Annotated in this window: 10 protein-coding genes; 3 read left to right on the plus strand and 7 right to left on the minus strand. The window is 62.1% G+C overall.

What is annotated here, in order from left to right; all coding sequences use genetic code 11:
- On the minus strand, nucleotides 1–801 hold an 801-nt coding region (xseA, locus tag RSB01_RS02195; RefSeq protein WP_332625023.1), incomplete at its 3' end, for an exodeoxyribonuclease VII large subunit.
- 96 nt (nucleotides 802–897) lie between these two features.
- Here xseA and RSB01_RS02200 point away from each other — a divergent pair.
- A complete protein-coding gene (locus RSB01_RS02200; RefSeq protein ID WP_332590588.1) occupies nucleotides 898–1,326 on the plus strand; it encodes a hypothetical protein in 429 nt (142 codons plus the stop codon).
- A 64-nt stretch (nucleotides 1,327–1,390) separates the two neighbouring features.
- Nucleotides 1,391–2,665, plus strand: a complete 1,275-nt coding sequence (gene purD, locus RSB01_RS02205) for a phosphoribosylamine--glycine ligase (RefSeq protein WP_332590587.1) — start codon at nucleotides 1,391–1,393, stop codon at nucleotides 2,663–2,665.
- A gap of 45 nt (nucleotides 2,666–2,710) precedes the next feature.
- Here the strand turns inward: purD and RSB01_RS02210 are convergent, their stop codons facing one another.
- Nucleotides 2,711–3,361 (minus strand): murein L,D-transpeptidase catalytic domain-containing protein, encoded by a 651-nt coding sequence (locus RSB01_RS02210; protein ID WP_332590586.1) that lies wholly within the window; start codon nucleotides 3,359–3,361, stop codon nucleotides 2,711–2,713.
- Nucleotides 3,362–3,746: 385 nt separating this feature from the next.
- On the opposite strand from RSB01_RS02210, the gene RSB01_RS02215 reads away from it, so the two are divergent.
- Nucleotides 3,747–4,271: a hypothetical protein gene (locus RSB01_RS02215; protein ID WP_332590585.1), complete on the plus strand. Its 525-nt coding sequence runs from the start codon at nucleotides 3,747–3,749 to the stop codon at nucleotides 4,269–4,271.
- A gap of 4 nt (nucleotides 4,272–4,275) precedes the next feature.
- On the opposite strand, the gene RSB01_RS02220 is transcribed toward RSB01_RS02215, so the two are convergent.
- The 5 genes from RSB01_RS02220 to RSB01_RS02240 form a co-directional block, all read right to left on the minus strand.
- Nucleotides 4,276–6,567 (minus strand): CHASE2 domain-containing protein, encoded by a 2,292-nt coding sequence (locus RSB01_RS02220; protein WP_332590584.1) that lies wholly within the window; start codon nucleotides 6,565–6,567, stop codon nucleotides 4,276–4,278.
- 12 nt (nucleotides 6,568–6,579) lie between these two features.
- Entirely contained in the window at nucleotides 6,580–7,989 is a 1,410-nt protein-coding gene (locus RSB01_RS02225) for a FecR domain-containing protein (RefSeq protein ID WP_332590583.1), read from the minus strand.
- 11 nt (nucleotides 7,990–8,000) lie between these two features.
- Nucleotides 8,001–8,720: a response regulator transcription factor gene (locus RSB01_RS02230; protein WP_332590582.1), complete on the minus strand. Its 720-nt coding sequence runs from the start codon at nucleotides 8,718–8,720 to the stop codon at nucleotides 8,001–8,003.
- A gap of 99 nt (nucleotides 8,721–8,819) precedes the next feature.
- Nucleotides 8,820–9,833, minus strand: coding sequence for a tetraacyldisaccharide 4'-kinase (gene lpxK / locus RSB01_RS02235; protein ID WP_332590581.1), 1,014 nt, complete (start codon nucleotides 9,831–9,833; stop codon nucleotides 8,820–8,822).
- Entirely contained in the window at nucleotides 9,830–11,140 is a 1,311-nt protein-coding gene (locus tag RSB01_RS02240) for a 3-deoxy-D-manno-octulosonic acid transferase (RefSeq protein ID WP_332620164.1), read from the minus strand. Before RSB01_RS02240 ends, lpxK begins: the two co-directional genes overlap by 4 nt.
- Nucleotides 11,141–11,187: the final 47 nt, after the last annotated feature.

An 11,187-nucleotide genomic window follows, 5' to 3' on the forward strand; every position in this document is an offset into this window, starting at 1 on the left:
AAAGTCGATCAGGGTGGTGTCGGTCTCGTGCCCAACGGCCGAAATGATCGGGATGCGGGCCTCGGCCACGGTGCGGGCAAGGTCTTCGTCGTTAAAGCCCCACAGATCCTCGACCGAGCCACCCCCACGCGCGACGATCAGCAGATCAGGGCGCGCGATAGGGCCATCCGGCGTCATGGCATCAAAGCCACGGATAGCATTGGCTACCTGTTTGGCGGCGGCATCGCCTTGCACGACCACCGGCCAGACAATGACGCGGCACGGCCAGCGGTCGGAAATACGGTGCAGGATGTCGCGGATGACCGCGCCGGTCGGGCTGGTAATCACGCCGATAGTGGCGGGGAAGGCGGGCAGGGCTTTTTTGCGTGACGGCTCGAACAGGCCTTCTTCGCGTAAGCGTGCCTTGACCCGTTCCAGTTGCGCCAAGAGCGCACCGGCCCCTGCCGGTTCCATGCTCTCGATGACGATCTGGTAGGACGAGCGCGCCGGATAGGAGGTGATCTTGCCGGTGACGATAACCTCAAGGCCGGTTTCCGGCTGGGCGCCGAGCGAGCGCACCACGCCCTTCCAGACCACGCCGTCGATGGCGGCCTTGTCGTCTTTGAGCGTTAGATAGACGTGACCCGACGAATGGCGCGTGACCTTGGAGATTTCGCCACGAATCCGCACATGGCCAAAGCGGTCCTCGAGCGTGCGCTTCAGCGCAAAGCTCAGTTCCGAGATGGACAGGGCGGGATTGTTGTCTCTGGCTGGCTGTTCGGCCGGAGCCGCACCCTCGAAGGCATAATCGTCGTCGCTCATGACCCCAGCCTAGCGTGATGCGGGCGATACGGGAACGGTGTGGTTGCGGTTTCGTTGTGTCCAAGTGATTCAACCCCTGAAGGGAGGGCACCCGTCATGCGTATAATGGCTTCTGTTGCACTTGGTGCGGCGGCTTTGGCTTTGGCAGCCTGTAACAATAATCCGGCCGATCAACCGGCGGCACCGGCAGCACCGGCTCCGGCGACAGCACCGGCGTCAGGTATGGCGGCACCGATGGCCGATGCGCCGATCCTGCTGGGGCTGAACCGCAAACAGCTTGAAGACGCCGATCTTGTCACCTTTGCCGGTGTCGATCTGGGGGATGTGGAAACCCTGGTATTCGACGCTGCCGGCAATGTGACAGGTTTGGTCATCGAGCTGGATAACAGCAACGACATGAAGGTGGTCATGCCGGTGGGCAACGTCGTGCTGTTCGACAACCCTGACGGCAAGGGCAAGGATCTTTCAACCGATCTGACGCTGGATCAGTTGAGGGCCCTGCCGAAATACATGCCGGCGGCTTAAAAGCACGGGCTTTAACCCCGTTAGGCGCTTGACGATCGGTGCCTAACGGGGTCATTCGGCAGACATGAAAATTCTGCTCGTCGGATCAGGTGGGCGCGAGCACGCTCTCGCCTGGAAAATCGCCCAATCGCCTCGCGTTTCGCGGCTTGTCATTGCGCCCGGTAATCCAGGCATGGAGCAGCACGGCGAGCTTTTCTCCGATATAAAGGCCACCGATGTGGCCGGGATCGTGGATCTGGCCAACCGCATGCAAGCCGATCTGGTTGTGGTGGGACCCGAGTCTGCTCTGGCCGAAGGTCTGGCCGACCAGTTGGCCCGTCTGAACATTCCGTGCTTTGGCCCCTCGGCCAAGGCGGCGCAGCTGGAAACCTCCAAGGCGTTTTCCAAGGCGTTTCTGGCCCGCCACAACATCCCGACCGCCCGTTATGGCGCTTATGAGGATGTGGCCGAGGCCAAGGCGGCACTGGCTGGATACAGCGCCCCCTATGTCATCAAGGCCGATGGTCTGGCGGCAGGCAAGGGCGTGGCCATAAGCCCAGACCGTCAGGATGCCGAGGCCGAGATCGAACGTATGCTGGGCGGCCGTTTCGGCAGCGCCGGTTCGCGTGTCGTCATCGAAGAATTCATGGACGGTGAGGAGGGCAGCCTGTTTGCCCTGTGTGACGGCAAGCGTGCTGTGCTGTTCGGTGGTGCGCAGGATCACAAGCGCGCCTTTGACGGCGATACCGGCCCGAACACCGGCGGCATGGGAGCCTATTCGCCCGCGCCGGTCTTTACGCCCGAATTCGTCAAGGCTGCCAATGATCTGGTTGTTCAGCCCACGATTCAGAAGATGGCCGAGGAAGGCGCACCCTATCGTGGTGTGCTGTATGCTGGTCTGATGGCCACCAGCGAAGGCCCCAAGGTCGTCGAGTTCAATGCCCGTTTCGGTGATCCGGAATGTCAGGTGCTGATGATGCGCTTTGACGGCGACATTGTTCCGCTGCTGCTGGCCTGCGCCAAGGGCGACCTGTCACAGGCTGCTGTGCCTAGCTTCAAGCCGGGCGTGGTGATCACGGTGGTGATGGCGGCCAAGGGCTATCCCGACAGTCCGCTGGAAGGTTCGGTGATCCGTGGCGCCGAACAGGATTTTGGTCCGCATGTTCAGGTGTTCCACGCGGGCACCAAACGTCGCGACGACGGTACACTGGTGGCGGCGGGTGGCCGTGTGCTGAACGTCTGCGCCTATGGTGCGGACATCAACGAGGCACGCGAGCGGGCCTATGAGGCTGTGGCCAAGATCGACTGGCCGGGCGGTTTCAATCGCTCCGACATCGGCTGGCGGGCGATCGGTCGCTAAGCGTTCAGAAGGGGAAGGTTTCGGCCTTCCCCTTTTTCTTTGGGCCTAGTTCATCGCGAACAGAAGGCGACCCTCGCCCATGCGTTCGCGCAGCGCGGTCAGGTCAATATGGCTGCACGAGAAACAGCCATAGGAGCGGCCCAGCTTGCCTTCGCGGGCGAGGAAGGCTGGATCGGCATAGTCGGCCCCGTGCACGATAATGGCGCGCTGGCGAGCAAGGTCGTTGGAATATTCCAGACCGTCCAGCAGCACATTGGGTCCCTGTTGCGGACCCCATGACGGACCCGCTGTCACATAGCTTCCCAGCGAGGACATGTGGCTGTCAGGCTGGTTGGAGAAGCGTTCTGCAAAGCCGCTATGGGCCGGATCGGAGCCGCGCCCGTGGGTGGTGCGATAGGCCGTGACCCAGCCGCCATGCAGATCGACTTCATACAGGCGGTCGGTGCCGGAGAATTTCTGGAAATCGACCACATAGAGACGGTCGCGCAGAGCAATGCGGTGGCCGTGTGTGTCCAGTGCGGCCCGCGCCCTTTGCATCAGTTCGGGACGGATCAGACCATGGGGGTCGATGACGGTTTGCTGGGCGGCGGCTACGGCGACCGGAGGGCGTGCCGGTATGGGGGCAGGAGCCGAAGGGGCGAGAGCGTGCCGGGCGGGTGGTATCGAAGAGGCGGTTGCACATCCGGCCAAAGCCATTGACCCGCCAAAAATCAAACCCCGTCTCGAAACATGCATACTGGTATCCCTCGTGGCAGTGTGCGCGATCAGGCTGTGCAGCCTTTCAGCAATACGCGACGCCATAAAAACCTTTGGAATCCAAACAATACAAGCGGGACCGTTGTTTTGGTGCGCTTGGGGGAATGTCCCGGGCGCGCAATAGGGGCCGGACTGTGAACTGAGCCATAGATCATTGCGTGCCGCAAAGCCTGATACAGCGGGATGATGGTGGCCGGTTACCTTGGCTGGCGGCAAATGGGGCGCACAATGTGGCCCTTGTGCGGGCAATTATAACTTTCGCGTGATGGTGGAACCGTCTGCTAAATGTGCTTAGCTGGGCATGTAACCAAGGTGCGGAGTGGCGATGTCGGGACTGGCTTGGGTGATGAACAACCGCAATGCGGGCTTTCCTGTTTTGGCGGCCATGGCTGTGGTCGCCCTGTCGGCCTGTAGCGCAGGGCCGGAACTGCGGGTCGAACAGGCTCCGCAACAGGCGACCGCCTTCGCCAGCCTTTCGGTGCTGGAAGCCGATTCCGATGCGCAGGCCGCCAAGGCCGTGACGCGCATCTTGCAAGAACAGCATGGTGTTCAGGCGGGTGATGACTGGCTGCTGGTGGCGACACTGGCCTTGCGTCCGGTCGGGGTTGGCAGCTTCAGCGATCCTGACGGGCGTGATGGTGTCTGGACCGAGACACCGCGTATTGTCGGTGCCCGTCGCGGGCCGGGGCTTCATGTTCTGACCGTGGTGGCGACACGCAAGGACGGCGGTACGAGCCGTGTGGCGCGGGTTTCAGCGCGCGGTCCGCTGGACGGTACACCCGACGCGTTGATGCAGTTACTGGCAGATGCCGCCGCCACGCATTTGGTCCAAGGCGTACAGGCGCAATAGCCAGTTATTCCCCTTCGACAGCGGGCAGGATGATATAGAAACAGGCTCCGTTGTAAGGCGGGATCGTGCCGTGTGGCGGCTCGATAGTGATCTGCCCGCCATGGCGCTGGATCACTGTATGCACAAAGGCCAGACCCAGCCCCGAACCCGCGACATTGCCACCGGCAAAGGGCTGGAACAGACGTGTTTTCATATCGTCGCTAAGGCCGGATCCCTGATCGCAGATCATCAGCATGATCTTGTTGTCCAGACGCGACAGTGTGCAGGCGATGAGGCGGCCTGTAGGCGTGTGGCGAATGGCGTTGTCCAGCAGGTTGATAATGACGCGCCGCATCAGGGCGGTATCGGCCTCGACCAGATATTCCTCGCCATCATCGGGTATCAGCAGTTCCACGCCCTTGGCATTGGACTGGGGCCACAAGGTATCGGCGGCCTCGGTGACCAGATCGGCCAGATTGATCAGATCGAAGGTCAGCATCTGGTTTTCGGCGCGTGACAACTGCACATAGCCTTCGGCCAGATTCAGGGTCTGGCGGGCATTGCGGCGAATATGGTCTTCCAGATTGGCGGGGCGGTTGGCGCTGTCCAGCAGGGTCAGGATCGACACCTGCGGCGCGCGCATATCGTGACCCAGAAGCTGCAAGGTGCGCTGGCGTTCGCGTTCGGCGGCCCGCAAATGGCTGACATCGGCAAGGCGCACGATCAGGCCCGTCGATTTTTGCAAGGTATCGGTGAGGGCGGCAATTGCGATCTGGATCGAGCGTCCGTCGGCGAGCTGGATTTCATCGCGCTCGCTATTGTCGGCATCGATCAGGCCCCGCCATTCGCGCAGACCAATGCTGTTGAACAAATCGTCCAGATGCGCGCCTTCCAGTGTCTTGGCCGGAAAGAGCAGGTGCGCGCGGCGGTTGGCGACCAGCACCACCCCGTCCAGATCGGTCATCAAGGCAGCGTCGGGCAGGCTGTGGATTGACTGGGTGATGTAGCGGTTGAAATCGCGGAACTGCTTCAGGGCCGAACTGAAGGACAGCACCTGACGCGAGATTTCGTCGCCGCTCTTCCAGTCGTGGACCGGCGACAGGGCGGACAGCGGGCGGGCGGCATCGTCGCTGCGCAGATCGTTCAGGGCGGAACGCATATAGGTGTAGGTCGCGGCCAGACGACGCCAACTCCACAGTGGCCAGACAAAGATAACACCGGCGCAAGCCGCCAGAGGGGGCCACCATACGCCCAGCTTCAGACCCAGTGCCGAGACGAGCAGGGTCACTATGATCAGGCTAAACCCCAGAACCGTATTGGAAATCGGCCGCAGCGTCAGAAAACCCGCCAGCATCACAGCCAGCGGGATCAGGGATACCACAGCCGCCAGCCAGCCTTCGGTGCGGGCAATCGGCCTGTTGTCGAGAATGTCCTGCGCCAAGGACGCGACGATATTGACGCCCGGCAACAGGGCCCCGTCCTTGGTCGTCGGGGTCGCATAGCGGTCTCCCATGCCCTGAGCTGTTGCTCCGACGAAGACCCGTTTGCCGCGCAAGAAATCGGCAGGGACTTCTCCGTTCAGCACATCCACAAACGAGACACCGGGATAGGGCGCAATGCCGTCGGGATAGTGGATCAGGCGCGGTTGCAGGGCCTCTAGCGCACTATTGCCATCATCGGGCGTATTGGATGCAGGCGCAGCTAGGCGGTTATTATTGTTGGCGACCAGTAGAGCCAGATGGGGCAGGACCTGCCCGTCGGCACGGACCCACAGGGGCAGGCTGCGGATAGTGCCGTCACTGTCGGGGGTCAGAAGACCATGCCCCACACCGGCGGCGGCTGTGCGGATGACTGGGGCGGGCAGGCTGACCGATGACAGTTTTCCGTTCATTCCCGGAGTGTCGATAGCGGCGGGCAGGTAGACATTACCGGCTTGGGTCATGGCCTGTGCCAGTATCGCGTCATCCGTGGTCGGCTCGATGAACAGGACATCATAGCCAATGGCTTTGGTGTTGGCGGCGGCCAGACGGTCGATCATCGCGGCATGCTGGCTGCGCGGCCACGGCCATGCGCCGATGGCCTGCAAGCTGCGATCGTCGATGGTGACGATGACAATATCGGAGTGTGGCTTGGCCGCCGTCAGTTGGCTGACCGTGTCATAAAACAGGTTATCGCCGCGCTGAATGACCTGTCCGAGGCTGAGCCACAGAACCAGCAGGATGGAAACGACGGCTGTGATGACCCATTCCATCAGGACGCGGGTCCCGAGGGTTGTCAGTGCGGCACGGCGTCCGGCTTTGTAGGTCAGTGATTGCAAACCGTCGGCCCGTTAGCGGGAAATGGTGAGAATTTCCGGCTGTGACCATACGGTCAGGCGGTGACCGAAGCGATAACGGGTGCCTTCGACGCGCCAACTGTAGGTACCGGCCGGCAGGTCGGTCAGGGTAAAGCGGCTGTCGGTCAGGTTAGGGCTGTCGAACAGGGGCTGGCCCTGCGGATTACCTTCGTCGTCGGAGCGGGACAACTGGAAGCGGAAGGCGGCCTCGCCTTCACCCTCGGCGCGCCATGCAAAGCGATAGGTGCGGACCTGACCCAGCACATCCACCGACTGTTCCAGACCTTCGACCGTATTGAGGGCGCGGATGAAGCTGAAGGTGCGGGCGCGGCCCTCTACCCCTTCGGGCGAGACGGCGCTGAGCCGCAGGAACCATTGGCCCTCGGCAAGTTCGGTCAGGTTCAGCGGTTGGCCCGCAGGGGCTTCGATTTCACTGACGGGGTCCAGCATACCGGCCTCGGTGCCGATCCATCCGCGTGTGATGGCCGTACCGGCAGGTGCCGTGGCATCAAAGCGCAGCGTCTTGCCGGTTTGCAGGGCGCTGGCATCGCTCATGACGGGGGCTGACAGCAGGCTAACGGCGGTGACGCCGTCCTGACCCTGACGGGTGATGGCACCCAGACCCGGCTCGAACAGATAGCCGCTGTCATTACCGGTGCTGGCCACAGCGACACTGCCGCCCAGAACGCCGGTGGAACTGGTACCCGAGGTGGCATCATAGGCGACGCGGAACTCTGTACCGCGCACAGCCGAGATGGCTGTCGGTGTTGTGACACGGAATGTGCCGGGGGACGGGCGCGTGGTGACACGGCTTTCGGCGCGGCCCTGATCGATCACCAGACGGTGGTCGGCGGCATCATTGATGACAAAGCGGCGCAACCGATCCAGTCGAAGGCGGCTGTTGGACGGGATTACCGTGTGGCTACCGTCCGAAAATGACAGGCGCGCAAAGGCACCGGCACCGGTGGCGATGACATCGCCTTCCAGCAGCGGGGTGCCTTGTTCCAGAGCCGCAGACTGATTGGCGCGTACAATGCGTACATCGCCACGGAAGCTTTCCAGACGGGCAGGATCGCTGCGGGTACGCAACAAGGCCGGATCAATATCCAGCGTGCGCCCGACAGGGATGCGACGCGGATTGGCGACGTTGTTATCGCGCTGGAGCTGGCGGTAGTCGCCGCTTGTCCGCAGATAATCGCGGGCCAGATCAATCAGCGTATCGCCGCGTTTCACCAGATACCGGAGCGGCGTTTCCACCATCGGTGTCTGGGCAGGCTGGGCCGATTGCGCGGCCGCAGCCGAAGGCACAAGAGAAAGCCCCATAACCGCAGCAAGGCTCACACAGACCAGACGCAGATTTGCCGGAGTATGGGCGAAGTCGCGATAGGGTGTGTGTCTGGTCAAGGGGATGCGCTTTATTCTGTGGTCGGTGTATCGGCGTCTGTACCGCCGGTGCGTTCCAGACGGTAACCGTAGCTGTAAACAGGGGTCAGCCGATAGCCGTTTTGCGGGCGAAGGTTCAGTTTGGAACGTACGCGCGAAATATGCATGTCCAGCGAGCGGCTGTTCAGATGTGGCTCGTTGCCCCAGACGGTTTCCAGCAGGTAGGTGCGCGACAGGGCGCGATGCGTGTTGCGGAACAACAGACGCGCCAGAGCGAACTCCTTGGGCGTCATGGCAATGGTTTCGCCTTCGCGCAGCACAGTTGTTGTGCTGATATTGAAGGTGATGCCGTCGTAAACTTCCTGATCGGTCTGGGCACCGGTGTGTTCATAGGCGCGGCGCAACAAGGCGCGCACACGGGCCTCAAGAACGATCGGCGACAGCGGCTTGCCCAGATAGTCGTCGGCACCGGCATTCAGGGCCTCGACGACATCCTCGTCCTCGACACGGCTGGTGACCAGAAGCATCGGCGGCGGCGGGGTCAGATTGGCCCGTACCCAGCCGACAATCTCGATGCCTGAACGGTCGGGCAGATTCCAGTCGAGGATCAGCAAATCGAATGTGTCGCGTCGCAACGCCGAGATCAGCGCATGACCGCGCGAGAAGGGCGAAGGACGGAAACCCGCATTCTCAATCACTTGAGAAATCGCTTGTAACTGGACCTGATCGTCGTCGAGGACCGCGATTTTCATTTTCGAGCTACTCTAAAGGCCGATTGGGGGAAGACTGTAAACAGTATCCCATCGACCAAATTTTACACTCTAACAAACAGGGTGAATTGTAAATTTAGTTTAGGGCCGCGCAAAACCATGGGTCAGCCAGTGTGTAAACCGGCCTTCGTCGTCAAAACGGGCGCAGACGGGCCAGGCTTGAATATTGGTGCGCTGAGTATCCGATAAACGGATCCAGTCTTTTTCTGTCGTGACCAGACCGGCATCAAACAGTTCTGCTCTCTGCTTGAGAAAGTCTATATCGCTGTCTGATAAGCTGGCATGGTCGGGATAGGGTACGAAGTCTTTCAGGTCGCAACCGGCCGCAATCAAGGATCGCTCGACCTTCCATGGCTTGGCAATACCGGCAAAGCCGACCTGTGGACCTGATGGTGGCGCGTGAGGGGCGACTAATCGAGCCGTAAACACTGGAAGATCACCGAACAGGGCCAGTAGCTCCGGATCGGCCTCAGTGACATCGGTGGGCAAGAGCACGATAACGCCGTCGGCTCGTGCCAGACCGGCTTTTAGAGGCTCGCGCATGGGGCCGGACGGGAATACCGAGCCATCCCCGAACGGCCATTCATCGTTGCGGGTCTCGCCATCGACGACAATGAGGGCGAGGTCTTTCGTAAGGCTGGGGTTCTGGTGTCCGTCATCCAGTACCAGATGGGTTGCACCGGCCTGTCGGGCGGCCTTGGCGCCTTCGATACGGTCACGGCTAACGACAGCCATGCCGTCTTGCGCCAGCATCAGTGGCTCGTCGCCAACCTCGCGGGCCGTGTGTTGCTGAGGATCAACGATGACCGGACCTTCCAGCGTGCCACCATAGCCGCGCGACAGGGCACTGGGATTGTGGCCCTGTTCGCGTAGCAGGCGCAGTATCTCGCGGGCGACGGGGGTTTTACCCGATCCCCCCATGGTCAGATTGCCGACCGAAATCACCGGAATACCGGGGCTGAAACCCTCGGTGCGGGCGATCTTGCGGGCGGTGACACCCGCCCAGACCCATGACAGGGGTTTGAGAACTGCGCGCGAGATCGGCGCATGGCGGGTGTCGCGGCTATACCACCAGCGCGGGGTGTTCAGTTTCATCGCGGGTGTCTCCGCTCGGGCTTGGGCGGCGGGGGCAGGTGGGTTTGCAAGGCCGCCCACAGACGGTCCAGACCGGCAGACGCTTCATTGGCGGCGCGGCGGGCCTTGTCGCCCATGGCGCGGGCCGCATCGGGATTATCGAGCAGGGTCTGGATTTGATCGCGCAACTGGTCGGGTGCCAAAACACTGACCAAACCACCGGCTTGTTTCAGCAGGCGGTTCACCTGCTGCCAGTTGGCGGCATCCGGCCCACAGAAGGCGGGCTTGCCAAGGCGCGCTGGCTCCAGAGGATTGTGCCCACCGACGGTGCCACCACCGAGGGCAGGTGCAAAGGATCCGCCCATCACCACAACATCGGCCAGACGCATGAACAGACCCAGTTCGCCCAGCGTATCGGCCAGATACAGATCGACATTGTGATCGATATCGCCACCCACACTGCGACGGGTCATCTTCCATCCGTCTTGTTGTAGGGACTGGACGATGTCAGGCGCGCGCTCGGGATGGCGCGGCACCACAATCAGCAAGAGTTGCGGGGCCAGACCGCGCAAGGCGGCGGCCAGAGCCTGTTCCTCGTGCTCGTGGGTCGAGGCCAGCACGACCACGGGGCGGTCGCCGATTAGGCCCGACAGGCGCGAAAACTCGGCGCGGTCATAGGGCAGGGGCTCGCCCGAAAGCTTCAGATTGACCTGACCCTCAATGCGGGCCCCCATTTGGGACAGGCGCTCGGCCCCTTCGGCATCCTGAGGCCAGACATGGGTGAAGGCCGACATGAGGCTGCGGGCCATGCCGGGGGCCTTTTGCCAGCCCTCATAGGTTTTGGTGGTGATGCGCGCACTGACCAGAGCCAGCGTAATATTATGCTGCTGTGCCGCGCTAATCAGATTGGGCCACAGCTCGCTTTCGACAAACACACCCAGTTGCGGCTGCCAGTGGTCGAGGAAGGCGGCGACGGCTTGCGGCCCGTCAACGGGGGCGAATTGGTGGATCACACCTTGCGGCAAACGTGGGGCCAGCACCTCGGCCGAGGTCAGGGTGCCGGTGGTCACCAGAACGGTCACATCGGGGCGGTCCTTGCGGATACGCTCGGCCAGCGGAAGGATGGACAGGGCCTCGCCGACACTGACGCCGTGTATCCAGACCAGAGGACCGGCAGGGCGTGCAAGACTGGCCAGACCCAGACGTTCATCAACGCGGACGGGGTCTTCCTTGCCCTTGCTGACACGGCTGTCCAGCAGGCGCGGGGCCAGCGGTTCCAGTGCGCGGGTGGCGAGACGATAGGCGATAAGAGCGGGACTGAAGACCATGATCAGCGGCTCTTGAAACCTGTAATGGCGTCGGCGCGCGCCTCGAC

Source organism: Brevundimonas sp., from assembly GCF_036659295.1.
In the GTDB taxonomy this organism is placed as follows: Bacteria; Pseudomonadota; Alphaproteobacteria; order Caulobacterales; family Caulobacteraceae; genus Brevundimonas.